Genomic DNA, 22,440 nt, shown 5'->3' with positions numbered 1-22,440 from the left:
TGGCGCTGGCGCTGGCACCCCTCGGCCTGGTGCTGCTGGTCGCCGGGATCCTGGCGGCGTCGCTGGACGGCGTCGGGTGGACGCTTGCCGGCCTGCTCGTCGCGGGGCTGGCTGTGGTGCTGCTCGGAGTCGCCTGGGGCTTGCGCCGCTCGGCCGCGTTGAGCGAGGTGGCGGCCGGAGAGCAGCGACTGGACGAGGTGCTCGTCGCCGCTGTCCAGGCCAGCGGCGCAACCTGCGGTGAGGCCGGTGTGGGCGGCGCGGCCGGTGTGGGCGGTGTGGGCGCCCACGGTTCGGACACTTCAACCCACGGTTCGGACAGTTCGACCTGCGGCGCCACCGGTCTGGTATGCGGGTCGAGTGGTGCACCGGGCGGCTGCGGAGCAAGCTGCTTGACCCGCGCGAACTCGGCCGAGCGCAGCGTGGACCCGGGAGCCGAGCGCAGCGTGGACTCGGGAGCCGAGCGCAGCGTGGACCCGGGAGCCGAGCGCAGCACCGCACCCCATCGAGGCTGATCCGTCACGACAAGCCGCCCTCTTCTATGCGGTGGTTGCGCCGGGGTATTCGTTCCGGATCGATCCAGGCGGGCGGAATCCACGCCGGCAGACCGTCGAGCAACTGACAGCGCCAGCCTGCTGCGTCGAAGTTGCGGTGATGGTTGTGGCACAGCAACGTGAGGTTGTCCAGATCGGTGCTTCCGCCGTCGGCCCAGGAGACGATGTGGTGGCGCTGGCACCACTCGGGCGGCTTGTCGCAGCCGGGGAACGAGCAACCCCGATCCCGGGCTACCAGGGCAAGGGTCTGGCCACGGGTGGCGATCCGCTTCGTCCGGCCGTGGCCCAGCACGACGCCACGGGCATCGCGCACGAGCAGGCTGATCGCGGCCTCGTCGGCCAGCGCCAGCGCCTGGTTGACGGTCATCAGTTGACCGAAACTGGTTTCTGCCCAACCGGCACGGCTCTGGAGCTGGTCGGCAGTCATGCTGACGATCACGTGAGCCGGGGCGCCGGAGTCGCTCAGTTCGGTGCGCCGGACAGCCAATCCGGCCAGCTCCTCGAGCGCATCGTGCATCCGTTGACCATGGCCGCGGGAGTCGGCGGCGATCCCGCGGGCCTGGTGAGCCTCCTCGGCTGCCGGTCGAGGCGCCGATCGAGGAGTCAGCCAGGACAGCAACAGCGCACCGCACGACGGCGTCAACCGGCCGTTCACCCGGTAACTGCCGTTGGCCTGCGGTATCAGTGTCAACGACCGATGGCGAGCGTGCTCCTCGTCCGAGGCCAGCACGCCGTCGGGGTTCAACTGCGCCAGAATCCGCTGCCCGAGGACACCGACCTGACGGGGTTGCAGGTGCGCCGCCGCCGCGACCAGGTGCTGTTCGGCTGCCGAGATCTCGGCTGGACCGACCGAACTCGGCAGCTCCTCCAGCGTCGATGCGATCACCCGGGCATGCTCGGTGGACACGATCCCGGCCGCCTGACCCGCCGCCACCTCGGGCAGTAGCGTCTCCAGTTGCTCACCGGTGAGTGACCACCGCGGCCCGCACAGCTGCGACGCGCTCACCCGCTGCTTCGCCTCATGGGGCGAGAGCCGCAGGACGGCCTGCAGCAGCGCCGATGTCGAGGCCACCACGAGCCGGCCGGCCAAGGCACGCCGCCCGAGCTCGGCAATTAGGGCATGATCGATCACGGCAAGCCGGCGGCGCAGCATCTCGAACTCGTGCAACTCCGCCAGCACGTCGGCGTCGGTCAGTTTGCCGAACAGGCCGGTCGAGACATCGCCGAGGTAGCGCGACAGCTCACCGACGACGTCGGCGAGCGCTGCCGAAACCTCGCCGTCAGTCAGCTTCTCCATGCATCAGACACTAGGGGCAGGTTCTGACAAACTCCGTGGAGATAGCAAGCTGTGGAAAACCCACAGCGGGCACGGGCTGACAAACTCTCGGAGATAGCAAGCTGTGGAAAACCACAGCGGGCAGGACCGGGGCAAACCGACCGGCCAACCGACCCCACCGGCCAACCCGGCGAACCCGGCCAACCCGGCCACCTCAGCGTTCCAGCAACCCGAACCGCACCGCGTCGGCCAGCGCCAACCAGGATGCCTCGATGATGTTGGGATGAACTCCCACGGTCGTCCACTCCTCCACCTTGTTCGAGGTCTCGATGAGAACCCGGGTGGTCGCGTCGGTGCCGTGCTTGCCCGGCAGGATGCGGACCTTGTAGTCCGACAGTTCCAGATCGGCGAGCCGGGGGAATGCCTCTTCCAGGGCTGAGCGCAGTGCCAGGTCGAGGGCGTTGACCGGTCCGTTGCCCTCGGCGGTGGTGATCACCCGGCGATCACCGGCATGCACCTTGACGGTCGCCTCGGTCGTCAGGGTGCCGTCCTCGCGCCGGTCGATGATCACCCGGTAAGACTCCAGGACGAACTGCACGGGGGCGGTCTGCAACTCCTCGCGGACCAGCAACTCGAAGGAGGCGTCGGCGGCCTCGTAGGACCAACCCGCCGACTCGCGCTCCTTGACCCGGTCCACCACCCTGCTCACCACGTCCGGCCGGCTGGTGACGTCCACCCCCAGTTCAGCCGATTTGAGTTCGACCGAAGCCCGGCCGGCCATCTCGGTGATCAGGATCCGCTGGCTGTTCCCGACCAGCTGGGGATCGAGGTGGTTGTACAGCTCCGGGCCCAGCTTGATCGCCGAGGCATGCAGGCCGGCCTTGTGCGCGAAGGCGGAACTGCCGACATAGGGAGCGTGAGAGTCCGGTGCCAGGTTCGCGATCTCAGCGATCGCGTGCGACACCCGGACGCTTTCGGCGATCGTGCCCGGCGGCAACACGTCCAGGCCCATCTTGAACACCAGGCCACCGATCACCGAGAAGAGATTCGCATTGCCGGCTCGCTCACCGTAGCCGTTGGCGGTGCCCTGTACGTGGGTCACTCCGGCCGCCACCGCCGCGAGGGTGTTGGCCACCGCGCAGCCGGTGTCGTCCTGGGTATGGATGCCCAGCCGGATGCCCGTACGCGCCGCCACCGCTGACACGACTTCCGAGAGTTCCATCGGCAGCATCCCGCCGTTGGTGTCGCACAGCACCCCTACGTCGGCGCCGGCCGCCGCAGCGGCGTCGAGCACCCGCAGCCCGTAGTCGGGATCGTGGCCGTACCCGTCGAAGAAGTGCTCGCAGTCCACGAAGACCCGCCGGCCGGCCGCCGTCAGATACCCGACGGTGTCCGAGACCATCGCCAGGTTCTCCTCCCGGCTGGTACGCAGAGCCCGCTCGACGTGCCAGACGTCAGACTTGGCCACCAGCGTGACGACCGGGGCGCGACTGTCGAGCAGCGCCTGTACCTGGGGATCCTCGGCTACCGCAACACCTGCCTTGCGGGTGGCACCGAAAGCCACCAGGGTCGCATGCCGCAGCGAGAGCTCACCGTCGGCGGCCCGGGCGAAGAACTCGGTGTCCTTGGGAACCGCGCCGGGCCAGCCACCCTCGATGAAGCCCACCCCCAGCGAGTCCAGCAGCCGGGCCACTGCCAGCTTGTCGGCCACCGAGTAGCTGATGCCCTCGCGCTGGGCACCGTCGCGCAGGGTGGTGTCGAAGACGTGGAAGTCATCGCTGAGCATGGTGTGGTTCTCCGGGTCCTAGTGTGGCCTGGCAGGCGATCAGGGCGTGGCGGTGGACGCGATCCGCTCGCCGATCTCGCCCGTGCTGCCCGGCCGGTCGGGGTCGCGCGAGCTGAGATCGGCCGCTACCGCGGCCTCGACCCGAGCCGCCGCCTCGTCGTGGCCGAGATGGCTGAGCAACATCGCGACCGACAGGATCGCCGCCGTCGGATCCGCCTTCCCCTTGCCCGCGATGTCGGGAGCCGAACCGTGCACCGGTTCGAACATCGACGGAGTGGTCCTGGCTGGATTGATGTTTCCACTGGCCGCCAGGCCGATGCCGCCGGCGATCGCCGCGGCGAGGTCGGTGAGGATGTCGCCGAACAGGTTGTCGGTGACGATCACGTCGTACCGCCCGGGGTCGGTCACCAGGTAGATCGTTGCCGCGTCGACATGGTGGTAGGCCACCTCGACGTGCGGGTACTCCTCGGCCACCCTCTGGACCATCCGGAACCACAGATCACCGGCGTGTACCAGCACATTGTTCTTGTGCACCAGGGTCAGGTGCTTGCGCGGCCGCCGGGCGGCACCGTCGAAGGCGGCCCGGACGACCCGTTCCACACCGAACGCGGTGTTGATGCTGACCTCGGTCGCGATCTCGTGCGGGGTGTGCTTGCGCAGGGCACCGCCGTTGCCGACGTAGGGTCCCTCGGTGCCCTCGCGGTAGACCACGAAGTCGATGTCGGGCCTGCCCTCCAGCGGCGTTCGCACGCCTGGGTACAGCTTGGCCGGCCGCAGGTTCACGAAGTGGTCGAGTTCGAACCGCAACCTCAACAGCAGGCCACGCTCGAGCACTCCGGACGGCACGGACGGATCACCGACCGCGCCGAGCAGGATGGCGTCGTGCTGGCGAAGCTCGGCGAGCACCGAATCCGGCAATGCCTCACCGGTGCGGTGCCAGAGCAGCGCGCCGAGGTCATAGCGGGTCTTCTCGGCTCCGGGCGCCACCGCGTCGAGCACCGTCAAGGCCTGCTCGATGACCTCGACACCGATGCCGTCACCGGGTACGACAGCCAATTTCATCGTTCAACCTCGCTCTTCGCGCGAGCGCTCATCGCAGAATTCGCTCCGCTCCTCGCTCGTCCCTCGCTGCGATGCTCGCTCATGTCAACCTCGCGCTTCGCGCGAGCGCTCATCGCCACAGTGACCCGGTGAGTCACCGCGCGGCGGTTCCCTCGTGATAGTCGTAGTCGGCGTCGCTGTTCACCCAGCTCATCAGGCCGCGCAGCTTGCGTCCGGTCTCCTCGATCGGGTGCTGCTCGCCCCGTGCCCGCAACGCCTTGAACTCGACAGCGCCGGCGTCCTGGTCGGCGATGAAGCGAGCAGCGAACGTGCCGTCCTGGATCTCACGCAGGATGGCCTTCATGTTGTCCTTGACATGCGGGTCGATCACCCGCGGGCCCGAGACGTAGTCGCCGTACTCGGCGGTGTCGGAGATCGACCAGCGCTGCTTGGCGATTCCGCCCTCATACATCAGGTCGACGATCAGCTTCAGCTCGTGCAAGCACTCGAAGTAGGCGATCTCCGGTTGGTAGCCGGCCTCGGTGAGCACCTCGAAGCCGTACTGCACGAGCTGTGAGGCACCGCCGCACAGCACCGCCTGCTCACCGAACAGGTCGGTCTCGGTCTCTTCGGTGAAGGTGGTCTTGATCGCGCCGGCCCGGGTGCCGCCGATCGCCTTGGCGTAGGACAGCGCCAGTTCGAAGGCCTTGCCGGTGGCATCCTGCTCCACCGCCACCAGCACCGGCACCCCCTTGCCGTCGACGAACTGCCGGCGAACCAGGTGACCGGGCCCCTTCGGCGCCACCATCGCGACATCGACATTCCGCGGCGGCTTGATGTAGCCGAACCGGATGTTGAAGCCGTGGCCGAAGAAGATCGCGTCACCGTCCTGCAGGTAGGGCTCGACCGACTCGGTGTAGAGCGCGCGCTGCTTGTGGTCCGGTGCCAGGATCATGATCAGGTCGGCCTCCGCGGCGGCCTCGGCCGGAGTCAGCACCCGCAGGCCCGCGTCCTCGGCCTTGCCGCGGCTGGTGGAACCCTCGGGCAGCCCGACCCGGACGTCGACGCCGGAATCGCGCAGGCTGAGCGCGTGCGCATGGCCCTGGCTGCCGAAACCGAGCACGGCAACCGTGCGGCCCTGCACGATCGACAGGTCGGCGTTGTCGTCGTAGTACATCTCCATGGCCATGGGAATTGCGTCCCTCTCATCCGGAGCGGGCCGTCCCGGTGACGGCCTGCTGCTGGTGCGGTGCTGAGCTTCTCGTGCGGTGTTGGCTGTGCTGTGGTGGTGCTGCACTGTGCGTGTCGATGTTGCCCGGTTTCGAGTCAGCCGGCTCGTTCGACGGCGCGCAACGCGGTCTGGGTCATCGACCGCGGGCCGCGGCCGAGGGCCACCATGCCGGATTGGACCATCTCACGAATCCCGTACGGCTCCATCATCTTCAACACCGCCTCCAGCTTCGCGGGTGGGCCGACCACCTCGACCGTGAGCGCCTCCGGACTGACATCGACGACCTTGGCATTGAACAACTCGACGATGTCGAGCACCGCACTGCGATTGCCCTCGTCCGCGCGGACCTTCACCAGGAGCAATTCGCGTTGCACCGCCTGGCTCGGTTCCAGCTCGACGATCTTGAGCACGTTGATCAGCTTGTTGAGCTGCTTGGTGATCTGTTCCAGGGCGTTGCCCTCGGCCGACACCAGGATCGTGATGCGGGAGATCTCCGGATGCTCGGTGGGACCGACGGCAAGCGATTCGATGTTGAAGCCGCGGCGGCTGAAGAGTCCGGACACCCGGGCCAGCACGCCGGGCTTGTTCTCCACCAGCACGGACAGCGTATGGATGGACATTCTCAGGCTCCGCTCCTCGCTCGTACCTCGCTGCGATGCTCGCTCATGTCAACCCCGCTCTTCGCGCGAGCGCTCATCGCAGAACTCGCTCCGCTCCTCGCTCGTACCTCGCTGCGATGCTCGCTCATGTCACACTCCGGAGTCGAAGTTGGGGCGGATGCCACGGGCGGCGATGATCTCGTCATTGGAGGTGCCCGCGGCCACCATCGGCCACACCATCGCGTCCTTGCCGACGGTGAAATCCACCACCACCGGCTGATCGTTGATCGACATCGCCTTCTCGATGGTGGCATCGACATCGGAGGCCGCCTCACACCGCAGGCCGACGCAACCGAGGGCCTCGGCCAGCTTCACGAAGTCCGGGATACGGGTGCGGACCTCGCCGCCCCGGTCAGGCGTGTGGGTCCCTAGTTCGGTGTTGGAGTAGCGCTGGTCGTAGAACAGCGTCTGCCACTGCCGGACCATGCCGAGGTTGCCGTTGTTGATCACCGCAACCTTGATCGGAATGCCTTCGATCGCGCAGGTCGCCAGTTCCTGATTGGTCATCTGGAAGCAGCCGTCCCCGTCGATGGCCCAGACCACCGTGTCGGGCGCGCCGACCTTGGCGCCCATCGCGGCCGGCACCGAATAGCCCATGGTTCCCAGGCCACCGGAGTTGAGCCAGGTATAGGGCTTGTCGTAGGAGATGAACTGCGCCGCCCACATCTGGTGCTGCCCGACACCGGCAGTGAACACCGTGTCGGGACCGGCGATCTTGCCGAGCCGCTCGATCACGTACTGCGGGGCCAGGCTTCCGTCGGCGGGCTCCTCGTAACCGAGCGGGTACGTCTGGCGCCAGCCGTCGACCTCCTGCCACCAGCCGGTCAGGTCCCGGTGGTTGCCGGCGGCGTACTCGGCCTGGACCGCGGTCGCCAGATCACTGATGACCTCACGCGCATCGCCGACGATCGGCACGTCGGCGAACCGGTTCTTGCCGATCTCGGCCGGATCGATGTCGGCGTGGATCACTGCCGCGTTCGGCGCGAACGAGTCGAGCCGGCCGGTCACCCGGTCATCGAAGCGGGTGCCCAGCGCGATCAGCAGATCGGCCTTCTGCAACGCGGTCACCGCGGCCACGGTGCCATGCATCCCGGGCATACCCAGGTGCTGCGGGTGGGAGTCCGGAAACGCCCCGCGAGCCATCAGCGTGGTCACCAACGGGATGCCGGTCAACTCGGCGAGGCGCTTCAGTTCGGCGGTGGCCCTGGCCTTGAGCACTCCGCCACCGACATAGAGCACCGGCCGCCGGGACGTGGCGATCAGCCTGGCTGCCTCACGAATCTGCTTGCCATGCGGCTTGAGCACCGGGCGGTAGCCAGGCAGGTCCAGCACCGGTGGCCACGTGAAGACCGTCTGGGACTGCAGGATGTCCTTGGGGATGTCGACCAGTACCGGCCCGGGACGCCCCGTGTTGGCAAGGTGGAACGCCTCGGAGATGGTCTGTGGGATCTGCTCGGCGTGCTGGACCAGGAAGTTGTGCTTGGTGATGGGCAAGGTGATCCCGGAGATGTCCGCTTCCTGAAAGGCATCGGTGCCGATCGCGGGGAACGGCACCTGACCGGTGATGGCCACGATCGGAACCGAATCGAGAAAGGCGTCCGCGATCGGGGTGACCAGGTTGGTGGCTCCCGGACCGGAGGTGGCCATGCACACGCCGACCTTGCCGGTGACCTGGGCGTAACCCTCTGCCGCATGTCCAGCGCCCTGCTCGTGGCGGACCAGGATGTGGCGGACTCTCGTGGAGTCATACAGCGGGTCGTAGGCCGGCAGGATCGCCCCGCCAGGAATGCCGAAAACCACCTCGGCGCCGACCTCTTCCAGCGATCGAACCAGCGACTGCGCTCCGGTGACCTGCTCGGAGGCGGGCGTCCCCGTCATATCCGGTTCCTTCCTGGGCGCCGTATGCCCTTGCTCTGCTCGGCGATCGTGCCAATACCCACTTACTAGGACGTCCAACATCTCGTCGTGGCAACAAAAAACCCCTCGTGCGAGGCACGAAGGGTTTGCGCGTCTGCTGCGGGATGGCCGCTGCCGACGCGCTAGTCGATGAGTACGAGATGCTGCATGGCACCGACACTACACCCGGTCGCGGCAAGCGTTCAAAGATTCGGGATCAGCGTCTCACCAGGTAGGAACTGCGGCGGGTATGGGTTTCTCGCATGACTTTACCTTTACTACACAACGAGGTTACGGCGCGATCTCGACGCCTTTCATCGAGTTCGCCCACCGCTCGGCGCGGCAGGGACGAAATGAATGCGGACGAACCTACACAGCTCCCGACAAGTAGTTGGTCCTATAAGGCATATGCAACCGTAATCCGGAATTTACGCCGATTCGTTGCTGACATTTGCTATTGGGGCATGGCACGATTCCGGCATGTCAGCGGTCCGGCCCCCCACGCTGTGGTTATCGGTTGCCGCGACGGCGATCAGCGCCGTTGCCGTTGCCGCCATGGCCAATTCGGACGGGCCTCGGCGGCCACTGACCTTCGCCGGCGCGATCCTCGTGCCCGACAGCCACTACAGCGCCGCATCCCAGCCAGCCGGCAAGACCACTCGACCGAGCCGGCCCAGCGCTCCCGGCACCGCAACGCGGCCGTCCTCCGCTCCGTCGGCCGCGGTCAGCCCTGCCCAGTACCAGCCACCGGCCGCCAGCGTGATCCCGGCCCAGAACACCTCGGCAGCCCAGGGCTCATCCCGGACTCCCGGGCAGATCGCGACCCCGTCCTCGCCGTCAGTGGCTGGCGCGTCCGCCTCGCGTCCCGCGCATCCCGTCGGCACCCCGCGAACCGGCATACCCGGCACACCTGCCCCCGACTCCAGCCCCACCGCGCTGGCACAGGCCCTGTTCAGCGCCCTCAACACCGCGCGCAAACAGGCCGGGTTACCCCCGCTGAGCTGGAGCCCCGGCCTGAAGCGCAGCGCCGCCAGCCATAACCAGGCCATGGCGACGGCCAATCAGCTCACGTCCCGGGTAGGCGACGAGCCGGCGTTAGGGGTCCGGCAGGCGAACCAGGGCGTAGCTGCCAGCTTCACCGCCGAGAGCCTGGGTTACGCCCCGAACCTGGGTAACGCCCAGAGCAGCGGGCTGGCCGGTGCCCTGGCGGTGCAGCAGCAGATGCTGGCCGAACAGCCGCCGGATGACAGCCGCCGGCAGAACCTGCTGTCTGCCGCCGTCAACGCGGTCGGAATCGACGTCCTGCTGGACCCGGCGCACGGCCGGGTGTGGGTCACCGAGGATTTCGCGCGGCTTTCCTGAACCTGCCTGGGCAGCTCAGCAGATCGCGCCCTGAGCGGCAGAACCCACCAGCTGGGCGTACTTGCGCAGCACCCCGGTGTTGAACCGTGGCGGCAGCGGCTGCCAGTCCGCCCGGCGCCGCTGCAGTTCCTGCTCCGCCACGTGCAACTCGATGCTGCGGTTGGCGATGTCCACCACGATCCGGTCGCCGTCTGCCACCAGGGCGATCGGGCCGCCGACCGCGGCCTCGGGTGCGACGTGCCCGACGCACAGCCCGGTGGTGCCCCCGGAGAACCGGCCGTCGGTCAGCAGCAGCACGTCCTTGCCGAGGCCGGCGCCCTTGATCGCCCCGGTGATCGCGAGCATCTCCCGCATTCCCGGGCCGCCCTTCGGGCCCTCCCACCGGATCACCACGACGTCACCGGCCTTGAGGCTGCCCGCCGCCACCGCGTCCATCGCGGCCTGCTCGCGGTCGAAGACCCGGGCGGTGCCGTCGAAGACGTCGGTGTCGAACCCCGCGGTCTTGACCACCGCGCCCTCGGGAGCCAGCGAGCCGTGCAGGATGGTGATGCCGCCGGTGCGGTGGATGGGGCTGGCCATCGACCGGATCACCTCGCCGTCGGGAACCGGCGGGGCGAGCTGTTTCAGGTTCTCGGCCAGGGTCCGGCCCGTGACGGTCAGGGCGTCACCGTGCAGCAGGCCGGCATCCAGCAGCGCCCGCATGACGACGGGGATGCCGCCGATCCGGTCGATGTCGGTCATGACGAAGCGGCCGAACGGCTTCATGTCCGCCAGGTGCGGGACCTTGTCCCCGATCCGGTTGAAGTCGGTGATGTCCAGCTCCACGCCGGCCTCGTTGGCGATCGCCAGCAGGTGCAGCACGGCATTGGTCGAACCGCCGAGTGCCATCACGACGGTGATGGCGTTCTCGAAGGCCTGCCTGGTCAGGATCGTCCGAGCGGTGATGCCCGCGTCGACCAGGTGCACGGCAGCCTCTCCGGAACGCTCGGCATAGGCGTCGCGCCGGGAGTCCGGAGCCGGCGGCGCGGCCGAGCCGGGCAGCGACATGCCGAGGGCCTCGGCGGCCGAGGCCATCGTGTTCGCGGTGTACATCCCGCCACAGGCGCCTTCGCCGGGGCAGATCGCCCGCTCGATCTCGTCCAGCTCGGCGCGGGTGATCTTGCCCGCCAGGCAGGCACCGACCCCTTCGAAGGCATCGATGATCGTCACGTCGTTGCCGTGCAGCCTGCCCGGCAGGGTCGATCCCGCGTACAGGAACACCGCCGCGACGTCGAGCCTGGCAGCAGCCATCAGCATGCCCGGCAGCGACTTGTCACAGCCCGCCAGCAGCACCGCGCCATCCAGCCGCTCGGCCCGGAAGACCGTCTCGACCGAGTCGGCGATGACCTCGCGCGAGACCAGCGAGTAGTGCATGCCCTCGTGCCCCATCGAGATGCCGTCGGACACCGAGATGGTGGCGAACTCGAGCGGAAATCCGTCGGCGCCGCGGACGCCGATCTTGGCCTGCTTGGCCAGCCGGTCCAGCGAGAGGTTGCACGGGGTGATCTCGTTCCAGGACGAGGCGACCCCGATCTGCGGCTTGCGCCAGTCGTCGTCGCCCATGCCGACCGCGCGCAGCATGCCCCGCGAGCCGGCCCGCTCGATACCGTCGGTGACCGCGCCGGAGTGCGGCTTGCGGTGGCGTGGCTTACTGCTGGGCTGGTCCGTCGTCACAGCGAAAAGCCTACGACCTAGGCTGGGCAACCATGACGGCACCGCGTCGCACCGTGCTGAAGCACCCCGCTTTGGCCTATCTGATCGTGGCATTCACCGCGCTCTGTTGCACGGCGGTGGTGCACTCCAAGCTGCTCGCGCTGGTCTACCTGGTGCCGCTGGTCGCGGCGCTGTATGTCGCGCGGACCGCCACCGTGGTCGACGAGCAGGGAGTGCACGCCCGGGCCATCCTCGGATCCCGGACGGTCGGCTGGCACGAGCTGACCGGGCTGCGCCTGGACCGCTCCGGGGCGGTGTACGCGGTGGACTCCTCCGGCGGCCAGCTGAAGCTGCCGTGCGTGCGCAGCACCAGGCTCGATGCGCTGATCGCCGCCGGGAACGGCCGGATACCTGATCCGTCAGCCGCCAGGTAGCCGGCACGGCTCAGTACAGCCAGCACGGCTCAGTACAGCCCGGCACGGCTCAGTACAGCCCGGTCACCCGGTTCTGCAGCGGCTCCCCGTGCAGGTAGCGGTGCACCTGCTGCACCAGCAGCGCCGCGAACCGGTCGCCGAAGCCGAGCACCGAGCCGGCCACGTGCGGCGTGAGCAGCAGGTTCGGCGCCGTCCACAGCGGGTGGTCGGAGGGCAACGGTTCCGGGTCGGTGACATCCACCGCGGCCCGCAGCCGGCCGGAGGCCAGCTCCGCCAGCAACGCACCGGTGTCCACCACCGGTCCACGGGCGGCGTTGACCAGCAGCGCGCCGTCGGGCATCGCGGCCAGGAACTCGGCGTCGACCATGCCGACGGTCTCGTCGGTCTTGGGCACGATCAGCACCACGGCGTCGGCCTGCGGCAGCAGCTGCGGCAGCTCGGCGACCGAGTGCACGCCCTCGCGCGCGGTCCGGCCGACGAAGACGGGGATCGCGTCACAGGCCGTGACCCGGCGGGCGAGTTGCTGGCCGACATCACCCGCGCCGACGATCAGCACCCGCTTGCCGGCCAGCTCATCGGTCACCGAGTAGTCCCAGCGGCGCTGCTGGCGGGCCCGCTCGAACCGGGGGAACTCCCGGAAGACCGACAGCAGCGCGGTCAGCGCCCATTCGGCGGTCGACGAGCCGTGCACGCCACGGGCGTCGCAGAGCTCGACCCCGTCCGGAACGATCTGCAGCAGGACGTCCACGCCTGCCGTCTGGGCCTGTATCACCTGGAGTTCGGGCATCGCCACGACGGCGGCCCGGTAGAGGACCGGATCGGCATTGCGGAAGTCCGGCACCCAGAACCGGACGCCGGACAGCTCCTCCGGGGGCGTGTGGGCGGGGTCGTGGACGAGCGCGCCGGTGAGCGTCTGGATCAGCTCCGGTTCCGGATCCCGCTGCCGTCGAGCCAGGGCCAGTCCACGGTCGCGCACGGCTGTCGAGGGCAGGCACAAGGAGCTCACGCCATCAAACTTAGCCTGAGCTGGATACCGACTCGGGCCTTCGATGCCTGTGATGGCCTGCGAGCAGGCAGACTGGACCGGTGTTGCCCACACTGCTCACCCGAACCGCGGTGCTGACTCCAGGCAGGGTGCTGACCCGGACGGTGGTCGCTGCCGCCGCTGCCGTTGCCCTCGCCGGCACCACCGGCTGCAACGACGGCGCGGCCGGCACCGGTCCGACCTGGGTGCCCCAGCAGAACTACCAGGGCAACATCGACCCGAGGCCCCAGCTGCCGCGGCCCGGCCTGCCGGCCCCGTCGGAGTCGAGCAACCCGCCCGGCGGCCCGGGCACGAGCCCGGGGGTTCCGCAACCGTCCCCCTCGACTACCGAGCCGGTGACCGATCCCAGCGTGGTGGCGACCAAGCTGAACCAGCCGACCGGGCTGGTGGTCCTGCCCGACGGCACCGCGCTGGTGGCCGAGCGCACCACCGGCCGGATCTGGCGGGTACAGCCGGTGCCCGGCAAGCCGGCCGTCCTGGTCCAGCGACTGCCCGGGGTGGACGGCAGCGGCGACGGCGGCCTGCTGGACCTCGCGATCTCACCGACCTTCGACCAGGACGGGCTGCTCTATGCCTATCTGAGCACCGCCACCGACAACCGGGTCGTGCACTTCTCGCTCGGCTCGCGGCCATCGGCGGTGATCGCCGGCATTCCGAGGGGCCGGACCGGCAATGCCGGCCGGATCGCCTTCGACGCCACCGGCGCGTTGCTCACCGGCACCGGCGACGCGGGCCGGCCCGCGCTGGCGGCCTCGCCCACCAGCCTGGCCGGAAAGATCCTGCGCACCAGCGACATCGGCCGGCCGCTGGCGGACAACCCGGTGCCCGGCTCGCGGATCTACGCCCGGGGCCTGCGTAGCGTCGACGGGCTGTGCGTGGACCTGCGGACCGGCCTGCGGATCGCGATCTCGGCCGAAGCCCCCGGAACGTCCCACTCGCTCGACGAGGCCAACGTGATCAGGGCGGGAGCCGACTACGGCTGGCCCGGCGACGACGCCGCCTCGGTGCCACCGGCCAAGACGCTGCCACCGGCCAGCAGCGGTGCCGGCGGCTGCGCGCTGCTGGCGAACCGGCTGTTCGTGGCGACCTCCACCGGCAAGTCGCTGGCGGTCAGCGAGGTGGCCCGGCGCAACACCCTGGGCGCCTTCACCGGCACCCTGCAGAACAGGTACGGCCGGCTGGGCGGGGTGGTGGCCGGCACCGACGGAGCGCTGTGGCTGACCACCCGCAACCGGGACGGCCACGGCAAGCCGATCCCCGATGACGACCGGGTCATCCGCATCTCGCCGTCGGACAGCACGGCGAGCCCGGTCACCTGACGAGCCTCAGCCCGGTTCGGTACTGGGCTGAGTTTCGGTGCTGCGCCCGCAGGGCGCTCAGTCGTTGCCCTGTCTGGCAGCCTCGGCCCGGGCCTCGGCGCCGCTCTCGCCGATATCGCTCTCATCGGTGCCGGCTACCCGCCCGACGAACTCAGGCGTGGGACTGGTCCCGGTGGTGCTTGCCTGATCAGGCGCGCCAGGGTTGTCGACGCCGCCGGTAGCCCTGCTGCCGGCCACGTGATCATCGGAGCTGGTATCTGATTCGGACTTGTCCTTTGCCATCCATCGAGTCTGTCCGATCGGGCCGCTGCCTCCAAACTGCTGGTCGACGCTGCCCGGCGGGGTAACCGAGTTCACGACCGGGAAGCCTGTCAGTCCCGGCTGCGCCGCCGGTGGCCGATGCCTGGATGCCAGGACTCGATCACCAGCAGGTCCACCGGGCCGTCCGGCCGGGAGTTGGTGACGTAGGTCAGCACCGCCTCGGTGATGTCCAGGTGGAAGAACGCGGCCTCGGGATGCTGCTCGTCCGGCGGCTCGGCCTCGACCAGGACGCCGCCCAGCTTGGCGTCACCGAGCCAGCCGGCCAGGTCCTTCGGCGGCTCGAGGGTCGGTGAGTGCACCGCGACCCGGGGATCCCGGCGGACATCGGCCAGCTTGACCGACCGGGGCATCATGCCCAGGCTGACCTGGCCACCGGCGAAGCTCAGCTCGCTGGCGCTGATCCGCGGCGAGCCGTCCCGGCGCAGTGTTGCCAGCGTCTTGTTGGTGCCCGCGTCGAATACGGCCTGTATCCGGGCGGCGAACTCGGGGGCGTCTCGCGTCAGTTCCTGCCAGCTGGCCATGGTCGGTTTCTATCAGCGGGCACCGACACCGCCGACCGGGCCGGACAGAGAGCTGGAACCCACCGGCACGGCTCAGCCGGACACGCCCAGCCGCTCCAGCAGGATCGCCTTGACGGTGGCCGCGTCGGCCTGCCCGCGGGTGGCCTTCATGACCGAGCCGACCAGCACCCCGACCGCCGGCAGCTTGCCGCCGCGCACCTTCTCGGCGATATCGGGGTTGGCGGCGATCGCGGCGTCGGCCGCCTCGGTGAGCGCGCTGGTGTCCGAGACCACCGCCAGGCCACGCTCGGCAATCACCTGCTCGACGCCGGCACCGGTGTCCAGCACACCATCGACCACCTGCCGCCCGAGCGCCGTGGACAGCGTGCCGGTGCCCACCAGCTCGATCACCTTGGCCACCTGCGCCGGCGTGATCGCCAGCGCCGACACCTCGACCTCGCGCGCGTTGGCCAGCTGGGACAGGTAGCCCAGCCACCAGTTGCGAGCCTCGGCGGCCGGCGCGCCGGCGGCGACGGTGTCGGCGAAGGCGTCGACGGCCCCGGCGTTCACCAGGGACTGCAACTCCTCGGCGCTGAGCCCGAGTTCGGAACGCAGCCGGTTGCGCCGGGCCGCCGGCAGCTCGGGCAGGGAGGCCCGGATCTGGGAGACCCAGTCGGCCGCGGGCGCGACCGGAACGAGGTCGGGCTCCGGGAAGTACCGGTAGTCGGTGGCCTCTTCCTTGCTGCGTCCGGACCGGGTCTGGCCGGTGGTCTCCTGGAAGTGCCGGGTCTCCTGCTTGATCCGGCCACCGGCGTCGAGGATGCCGGCCTGCCGGATGATCTCCGATCGCATCGCCCGCTCGACGCTGCGCAGCGAGTTGACGTTCTTGGTCTCGGTGCGGGTACCCCACTCCGATGAACCTGCCGGTGTCAAGGAGGTGTTGACGTCACAGCGCAGGCTGCCCTGCTCCATCTTGACGTCGGACACCCCGAGGGTGCGCAGGATGTCGCGCAGTTCGGCCACGTAGGCCCGGGCCACCTCCGGCGCCATCGCACCGGTCCCCGGGACCGGCTTGGTGACGATCTCCACCAGCGGGATGCCGGCCCGGTTGAAGTCCACCAGCGAGTAGTCCGCGCCGTGGATGCGCCCGGTAGCGCCGCCGACGTGGGTGTTCTTGCCGGTGTCCTCCTCCATGTGCACCCGCTCGATGCCGATCCGCACCGTCTGGCCGTTCACCTCGACGTCGAGGTGGCCCTCGCCGCAGATCGGCTCGTCGTACTGGGAGATCTGGTAGTTCTTCGGCATGTCGGGGTAGAAGTAGTTCTTGCGGGCGAAGCGGCACCACGAGGCGATCGTGCAGTTGAGCGCCAGCCCGATCTTGATCGTGTACTCGATGGCCGCGGCGTTCATGACCGGCAGCGCGCCGGGCATGCCCAGGCACACCGGGCAGGTGTGGCTGTTCGGCTCGGCGCCGAACTCGGTCGAGCACCCGCAGAACATCTTGGAGGCGGTGCCGAGTTCCACGTGGGTCTCCAGGCCGAACACCGGCTGGTACCTGGTCAGGACCTCGTCGTAGGCGCTGACCCCGGCGGTCTGGGTTGTCATCGTGCGGCTCCGTCCGCGCCGGCCCCGACCGAACCCAGTCGGGGCATGCCTTTCAAGATGTGGCCATGGGCAGCGATGTAAGCCGCCTCGAAGGCGGCGCCCACCCGGTAGCAGCGGTCATCGGCCATCGCCGGCGCCATGATCTGCAAACCGACCGGCAAGGCCGGTCCGGTCTCGTCGGACAGGCCGCACGGCACCGAGATCGCCGGGGTGCCGGCCAGCGAGGCGGGCAGCGTGCACAGGTCGTTGACGTACATGGCCATCGGGTCCGCGACCCGCTCGCCGACGCCGAACGCCACGAACGGCGAGGTCGGCGAGACCAGCACGTCGGCCTGCTCGAACGCCCGGGTGAAGTCGGCGGCGATCAGGGTGCGTACCTTCTGCGCCTGGCCGTAGTAGGCGTCGTAGTACCCCGAGGAGAGCGCGTAGGTGCCGATCATGATGCGGCGCTTCACCTCGGCGCCGAAACCCTGTTCGCGGGTGAGGGACATGACCTCCTCCAGCGAGTGGCTGCCGTCATCACCCACCCGCAGGCCGTAGCGCACCGAGTCGAAGCGGGCCAGGTTCGAGGACGCCTCGCTGGGCGCGATCAGGTAATAGGCCGCCAGGGCATAGTCGAAGTGCGGGCAGGACACCTCGACGACCTCGGCGCCCAGGGACCGCAGGATGGCCACCGCGTTCCGGAAGGAGGCCAGCACGCCCTCCTGGTAACCGCCACCCGCCCCGGTCAGCTCGGTGACGATGCCGACCCGGATCCCCGACAGATCTGCCCGGGCGCCCTCACGCGCGGCGGTGACGACATCGGGGCCGGCCTGCGGGATGGAGGTGGAGTCCAGCGGGTCATGCCCGGCCAGCACCTGGTGCAAGAGCGCGGTGTCCTCGACCGTCCGGCCGAACGGGCCCGCCTGGTCGAGTGAGGAGGAGAAGGCGATCAGGCCGTACCGGCTGACCGCGCCGTAGGTGGGCTTGTGGCCGACGATGCCGGTGACCGCGGCCGGCTGGCGGATCGAGCCACCGGTGTCGGTGCCGATCGACAGCGGCGCTTCGAAGGCCGCCACCGCCGCCGACGAGCCGCCGGACGAGCCGCCCGGCACCCGGGACAGGTCCCATGGGTTGCGCGTCACCTGGTAGGCCGAGTTCTCGGTGGAGGACCCCATCGCGAACTCGTCCATGTTGGTCTTGCCCAGCATCACGATGCCGGCCTCGCGGACCCGGCGGGTCACGGTCGCGTCGTAGGGCGGGATCCAGCCCTGCAGGATCTTCGAGCCGGACGTGGTCGGCAGGCCCTTGGTGACGACGACGTCCTTCATGGCCAGCGGGACGCCGGCCAGCGGGCCCAGCGGCTCACCGGCCCGGCGCCGCTCATCGACCGCCCTGGCCGCCGTGAGCGCACCCTCGGGATCGACGTGCAGGAAGGCCCGGACGTCGCTGTCCACGTCGGAGATCCGGTCCAGGTGGGCCTGGGCGACCTCGACCGCGCTGGCGTGGCCGGCGGCGATGCTGGCGGCGGTTTCGGCGGCGCTGAGTTCGAAGAGCTCGCTCACTACTCCTCCTCCCCCAGGATCTGGGGAACCCGGAACCGGTCGTCCTCCACCGAGGGGGCACCTGCCAGCACCGCGTCGCGGGGCAGGGACGGTGCGACACCATCGGGACGCAGCACGTTCTGCAGCGGCACCGCATGCGAGGTCGGCTCGATGTCAGCGGCGGCGACATCACCGATCCGGGCCACCGCGCCGAGGATGACGTCGAGCTGGCCGGCGAACAGGTCAAGCTCGTCCTCGGTCACCGCCAGCCGGGCCAGCCGGGCAAGGTGGGCGACTTCGTCGCGGGTCAGGGTCGATCGATCGTCAGGCACGACTGCAGAGTCTAGGGCTGGGGCGGCTGGTGGCCGGACGTGCCCTCGGCGCTGCGCCGCTCGGCGCGCGTAACACTGGAGTCACCTGCGCACGGCACACTGTGCGGGTGTCCTTCCTGATCCGCGTGGTCCTGCCCGACCGCCCCGGCGCGCTCGGTGCGGTCGCGTCCGCGCTGGGCCACGCCGGCGGGGACATTCTCAGCGTCGACATCGTCGAGCGCTCGGGCGGCCAGGCCACCGATGATCTGGTGGTCGAGCTGCCGTCGGACAAGCTGGCCGACTCCCTGGTGACCGCCGCCGCCAGCGTGCCGGGCGTCCGGGTCGAGTCGATCCGGCCGTACGCCGGGGTGATCGACCCGTTCCGCGAGCTGGAACTGTTGGAGAAGCTGGCGATCAGTACCGACGACGCCCCGAGCGTGCTGGCCGACGGCGTCTGCCGGCTGTTCCGCTCGGGCTGGGCACTGGTGCTGCAGGCCCCGGAGGTCGAGGGTGGCCCGTCAAGGGTGATCGCCCGCAGCTCCGCCGCGCCCGAGATCGACACCCTGCCGACGCCCTGGTGGCCGCCCACCCCGTCGCGGGCCTTGGATGCCGACGAGGACTGGGCGCCATCGGCCTGGACCAACCTGGGGACCGAACTGGCGGTGGTGCCGCTCGGCACGAAGGCAATCCTGGTCGGCCGGCCGGCGCTGCGCTGGCTCGCCAGCGAGATCATCCGGCTGTCGCACCTGGCGTCGATCGGGGCGACGGTGCTCTACCCGAACCACCCCTCCTGAGCGGAGCCTGCTCAGTCCCCGATCTTCGCGACCGCGGTGGCGGCCTCCGGTCCCTGTTCCAGCAGCACCGTGAAACCGTCCTCGTCCAGGATCGGGACCTTGAGCTCGACGGCCTTGGCGTACTTGCTGCCGGGGGTGTCGCCCACGACGACGAAAGCGGTCTTCTTCGACACCCCGCCGGCTGCCTTGCCGCCGCGGCTGGTGATCGCGGCAGCGGCCTCGTCCCGGCTGTAGTTCTCCAGCGACCCGGTGACCACCACGGCAAGGCCGGCCAACGGCTTCGGGCTGGTGTCGATCACCCGCTCCTCCTCCAGCTGGACGCCGGCAGCCCCCCACTTCTTGACGATCTCCTGGTGCCAGTCGACCGAGAACCACTCGTGGATCGACTCGGCGATGGTCATCCCGACGCCCTCGGCAGCGGCAAGTTGCTCAGGAGTGGCCTCCGCGATGGCCTGGATGGAGCCGAACTCGCGGGCCAGCACCTGCGCCGCGGTGGGCCCGACATGCCGGATCGACAGCGCCACCAGCACTCGCCACAGCGGGCGGGTCTTGGCCGCTTCGAGGTTGTCGAGCAGCTTGCGGGCGTTGGCGGCGAGCTCGCCGTCCTTGCGGCGGAAGAAGTCCGAACGCGCCAGGTCGGCGGCCGTCAGCGAGAACAGGTCGCCCTCGTCGGTGACCAGGCCGGCCTTGAGCAGCGCCACCGCCGCCTCGTACCCGAGCACCTCGATGTCGAAGGCTCCCCGGCCGGCGACGTGGAACAGCCGCTCACGCAGCTGGGCCGGGCAGGACCGGTGGTTCGGGCACCGGATGTCGGCATCCCCCTCTTTCTGCGGACGCAGCTCGGTACCGCACTCGGGGCAGTGGGTCGGCATCACGAACGGCCGCTCGGAGCCGTCGCGCAGCGCGACCACCGGGCCGAGGATCTCCGGAATGACGTCACCGGCCTTGCGCAGCACCACCGTGTCGCCGATCAGCACGCCCTTGCGTGCCACCTCGCTGGCGTTGTGCAGGGTTGCCATCTCGACCGTGGAACCGGCCACGACCACCGGCTCCATCCGCCCGAACGGGGTCACCCGGCCGGTGCGCCCGACGTTGACCTGGATGTCGATCAGCTTGGTGTTCACCTCTTCGGGCGGGTACTTGAAGGCGATCGCCCACCGGGGCGCCCGGCTGGTAGAGCCGAGCTGGCGCTGCATCGACAGGGAGTCGACCTTGACCACCACGCCGTCGATCTCGTGCTCGACGTCGTGGCGATGCTCGCGGTAGTACTCGATGTAGTCCGTCACCTCGGCTATCGAGGCGACCACCTTGGCCCGCCCCGAGGTCGGCAGGCCCCACTGCCGCAGGTGGTCATACCACTCGGACTGGGTCTCGACCCTGGGGCCGCCCTCGACGTGTCCGACCCCGTGCACCACCATCTGGAGCTTGCGGCTGGCGGTGATCCGCGGGTCCTTCTGGCGCAGCGACCCGGACGCGGTGTTGCGTGGATTGGCGTAGGGGACCTTGCCCTCGGCGACCAGCCGGGCGTTCAGGTTCGCGAACTCGGTGAGCGGGAAGTACACCTCGCCGCGCACCTCGATGACGTCAGGGACGTCGGTGCCGGTCAGCCGATCCGGGATGGCGGCGATCGTCCGGACGTTGCCGGTCACGTCCTCGCCGGTCCGGCCGTCGCCCCGGGTTGCTCCGCGCACCAGCCGGCCGCGCTCGTAGACCAGGTTGATCGCCAGGCCGTCGACCTTCAGCTCGCAGAGAAAGCTCGGGGCGGTGATCTCGCGTTCCACCCGGACCAGCCAGGCAGCAAGCTCATCGGGGGTGAAGGCGTTGTCCAGGGACAGCATCCGTTCCAGGTGCTGCACCGCAGCGAACTGCGAGGAGAAGTCACCGGCGACCCGCTGGGTCGGTGAATCCGGTGTCCGCAGCTCGGGGAACCGGTCCTCGATCGACTGCAGCTCCCGCATCCGAGCGTCGTAGTCGGCATCGGAGAGCGTCGGCGCGTTGGCGATGTAGTACCGGTAGGCGGCGTCGGTCAGCTGCTCGGACAGCTCGGCATGGCGCTGGCGGGCTGCTGTGAGTTCGGCACTGTCCGGTGGGCTGTCATCGGCTGTCGTCACGCGTTCAAGTTACCGCCCGGCGCCGACAGTTTCGCGGCAGCTGGCAGGCTGGCGAGGAGGGAACCAGAACGGCAGAGGAGCGCGGTTGATGACGAGCACGGCAGGCCGGCAGCCGTACCTGCACGAGTTGCTCGCCTGCGTGCGGGCACCGGCACTGGCACTGGCTGATCCGGACGGCCAGTTGCGCGGCAGCGGCGTGCAGGGGATCTACCTCGCCGACCGGCGCATCCTGTCCCGGTCCGTGCTCACGGTCACCGGCGCCGAGCTGGCACCGATCTCGGGCGAACTCACCGGTTCCAGCGCCACTCGAAGCGTGTCGGTCGTGCGAGGCCTCGGTGACCCGGGGGCGGACCCCACCGTGTGGGTCGAGCGTTGCCGGGCCGTGTCGGGAACGGCGGCCACCGAAACCGTGACCCTCACCTCTGCCGCCCGGCAGCCGGTGACGGCCAGGCTCACCCTCGAACTGGCCTGCGACCTGGCCGGCATGGCCGCTGTCAAGGCCGGCATCACCAGTCCCCCGCTTGCCGCTACCGGGCAGCCCGACGGCCTCAGCTGGACGGGCACGACCGGCATCCGGGTCAGCGCCACGGCGGCGCCGCTTCCGGCCGAGATCGCGCCGGAGCCGGCCACGCTCAGCTGGGACGTCGAGCTCGGCCCCGGCGACACCGCGCTGATCGAGCTGAGCTACACCGTGACGGACCCGGCGCCGCCGGTGGTGAGCGCCCCCACCGGCCCGTCCCAGCTGGCGGTGCCGACGGTCCGGGCCGGCGACCCGCGGCTGGGGAGCCTTCTCGCGCAGTCGGTGGCCGACCTCGCCGCGCTGGAACTGGCCGACCCGAAGGCACCGGAGGATCACTTCCTCGGCGCCGGGGCACCGTGGTACCTGACCCTGTTCGGCCGGGACTGCCTGATCTCGGCCCGGATGGTGCTGCCGCTGGGCACCGAACTGGCCGCCGGCACGCTGCGCACGCTGGCCCGCCGGC

Annotated in this window: 19 protein-coding genes and 1 pseudogene; 6 read left to right on the top strand and 14 right to left on the bottom strand. The window is 69.7% G+C overall.

Annotated features, from left to right (window positions below):
- Positions 1–512 (top strand): annotated as a pseudogene (locus tag VF542_RS01100) (hypothetical protein); the annotation flags it as partial.
- Positions 513–516: 4 nt separating this feature from the next.
- On the opposite strand, the gene VF542_RS01095 reads toward VF542_RS01100, so the two are convergent.
- The 6 genes from VF542_RS01095 to VF542_RS01070 all read right to left on the bottom strand — a co-directional run bounded on the left by VF542_RS01095 (position 517) and on the right by VF542_RS01070 (position 8,422).
- The gene (locus VF542_RS01095; RefSeq protein WP_408649860.1) at positions 517–1,848 is read right to left on the bottom strand and encodes an HNH endonuclease signature motif containing protein; all 1,332 of its coding nucleotides are present in this window, start codon (positions 1,846–1,848) and stop codon (positions 517–519) included.
- 193 nt (positions 1,849–2,041) lie between these two features.
- Positions 2,042–3,613, bottom strand: coding sequence for a citramalate synthase (gene cimA / locus VF542_RS01090; RefSeq protein ID WP_408649859.1), 1,572 nt, complete (start codon positions 3,611–3,613; stop codon positions 2,042–2,044).
- A gap of 39 nt (positions 3,614–3,652) precedes the next feature.
- Positions 3,653–4,675 (bottom strand): 3-isopropylmalate dehydrogenase, encoded by a 1,023-nt coding sequence (locus VF542_RS01085; protein ID WP_408649858.1) that lies wholly within the window; start codon positions 4,673–4,675, stop codon positions 3,653–3,655.
- A gap of 133 nt (positions 4,676–4,808) precedes the next feature.
- On the bottom strand, positions 4,809–5,843 hold the full coding sequence (ilvC, locus tag VF542_RS01080) for a ketol-acid reductoisomerase (protein ID WP_408649857.1): 1,035 nt from the start codon (positions 5,841–5,843) through the stop codon (positions 4,809–4,811).
- A 137-nt stretch (positions 5,844–5,980) separates the two neighbouring features.
- Positions 5,981–6,505: an acetolactate synthase small subunit gene (ilvN, locus tag VF542_RS01075; protein WP_408649856.1), complete on the bottom strand. Its 525-nt coding sequence runs from the start codon at positions 6,503–6,505 to the stop codon at positions 5,981–5,983.
- A 129-nt stretch (positions 6,506–6,634) separates the two neighbouring features.
- The gene (locus VF542_RS01070; RefSeq protein WP_408649855.1) at positions 6,635–8,422 is read right to left on the bottom strand and encodes an acetolactate synthase large subunit; all 1,788 of its coding nucleotides are present in this window, start codon (positions 8,420–8,422) and stop codon (positions 6,635–6,637) included.
- A gap of 498 nt (positions 8,423–8,920) precedes the next feature.
- On the opposite strand from VF542_RS01070, the gene VF542_RS01065 reads away from it, so the two are divergent.
- Positions 8,921–9,802 carry a CAP domain-containing protein gene (locus VF542_RS01065; protein ID WP_408649854.1) on the top strand — a complete coding sequence of 294 codons (882 nt, stop codon included), beginning with the start codon at positions 8,921–8,923 and terminating at the stop codon, positions 9,800–9,802.
- A 15-nt stretch (positions 9,803–9,817) separates the two neighbouring features.
- Here VF542_RS01065 and ilvD read toward each other — a convergent pair whose 3' ends face one another.
- Complete coding sequence (gene ilvD / locus VF542_RS01060) at positions 9,818–11,515, bottom strand: dihydroxy-acid dehydratase (protein WP_408649853.1); 1,698 nt, start codon at positions 11,513–11,515, stop codon at positions 9,818–9,820.
- Between the two features lie 32 nt (positions 11,516–11,547).
- On the opposite strand from ilvD, the gene VF542_RS01055 reads away from it, so the two are divergent.
- Positions 11,548–11,928: a PH domain-containing protein gene (locus VF542_RS01055; protein WP_408649852.1), complete on the top strand. Its 381-nt coding sequence runs from the start codon at positions 11,548–11,550 to the stop codon at positions 11,926–11,928.
- Positions 11,929–11,977: 49 nt separating this feature from the next.
- Here VF542_RS01055 and VF542_RS01050 read toward each other — a convergent pair whose 3' ends face one another.
- Positions 11,978–12,934, bottom strand: a complete 957-nt coding sequence (locus VF542_RS01050) for a 2-hydroxyacid dehydrogenase (protein WP_408649851.1) — start codon at positions 12,932–12,934, stop codon at positions 11,978–11,980.
- 80 nt (positions 12,935–13,014) lie between these two features.
- On the opposite strand from VF542_RS01050, the gene VF542_RS01045 reads away from it, so the two are divergent.
- Positions 13,015–14,292: a PQQ-dependent sugar dehydrogenase gene (locus tag VF542_RS01045; RefSeq protein WP_408649850.1), complete on the top strand. Its 1,278-nt coding sequence runs from the start codon at positions 13,015–13,017 to the stop codon at positions 14,290–14,292.
- A 57-nt stretch (positions 14,293–14,349) separates the two neighbouring features.
- Here VF542_RS01045 and VF542_RS01040 read toward each other — a convergent pair whose 3' ends face one another.
- The 5 genes from VF542_RS01040 to gatC form a co-directional block, all read right to left on the bottom strand.
- Positions 14,350–14,574 carry a hypothetical protein gene (locus VF542_RS01040; RefSeq protein WP_408649849.1) on the bottom strand — a complete coding sequence of 75 codons (225 nt, stop codon included), beginning with the start codon at positions 14,572–14,574 and terminating at the stop codon, positions 14,350–14,352.
- An 89-nt stretch (positions 14,575–14,663) separates the two neighbouring features.
- On the bottom strand, positions 14,664–15,134 hold the full coding sequence (locus VF542_RS01035; protein ID WP_408649848.1) for a pyridoxamine 5-phosphate oxidase: 471 nt from the start codon (positions 15,132–15,134) through the stop codon (positions 14,664–14,666).
- Between the two features lie 72 nt (positions 15,135–15,206).
- A complete protein-coding gene (gene gatB / locus VF542_RS01030) occupies positions 15,207–16,718 on the bottom strand; it encodes an Asp-tRNA(Asn)/Glu-tRNA(Gln) amidotransferase subunit GatB (RefSeq protein ID WP_408649847.1) in 1,512 nt (503 codons plus the stop codon).
- Positions 16,715–18,262 (bottom strand): Asp-tRNA(Asn)/Glu-tRNA(Gln) amidotransferase subunit GatA, encoded by a 1,548-nt coding sequence (gene gatA / locus VF542_RS01025; RefSeq protein ID WP_408649846.1) that lies wholly within the window; start codon positions 18,260–18,262, stop codon positions 16,715–16,717. The genes gatB and gatA overlap by 4 nt, the downstream gene beginning before the upstream one ends.
- A complete protein-coding gene (gatC, locus tag VF542_RS01020; RefSeq protein WP_408649845.1) occupies positions 18,262–18,573 on the bottom strand; it encodes an Asp-tRNA(Asn)/Glu-tRNA(Gln) amidotransferase subunit GatC in 312 nt (103 codons plus the stop codon). Before gatC ends, gatA begins: the two co-directional genes overlap by 1 nt.
- Positions 18,574–18,680: 107 nt before the next feature.
- On the opposite strand from gatC, the gene VF542_RS01015 reads away from it, so the two are divergent.
- Positions 18,681–19,346 carry an ACT domain-containing protein gene (locus tag VF542_RS01015; RefSeq protein ID WP_408649844.1) on the top strand — a complete coding sequence of 222 codons (666 nt, stop codon included), beginning with the start codon at positions 18,681–18,683 and terminating at the stop codon, positions 19,344–19,346.
- Between the two features lie 11 nt (positions 19,347–19,357).
- Here VF542_RS01015 and ligA read toward each other — a convergent pair whose 3' ends face one another.
- Positions 19,358–21,457, bottom strand: coding sequence for an NAD-dependent DNA ligase LigA (gene ligA / locus VF542_RS01010; RefSeq protein WP_408649843.1), 2,100 nt, complete (start codon positions 21,455–21,457; stop codon positions 19,358–19,360).
- Between the two features lie 88 nt (positions 21,458–21,545).
- Here ligA and VF542_RS01005 point away from each other — a divergent pair.
- The coding region (locus VF542_RS01005) for a glycogen debranching N-terminal domain-containing protein (protein WP_408649842.1) at positions 21,546–22,440 on the top strand (895 nt) is incomplete at its 3' end.

The organism is Jatrophihabitans sp. (assembly GCF_036389215.1).
Lineage (GTDB): Bacteria > Actinomycetota > Actinomycetes > Mycobacteriales > Jatrophihabitantaceae > Jatrophihabitans_A.
This window is presented reverse-complemented; position numbering and strand designations above follow the sequence as displayed.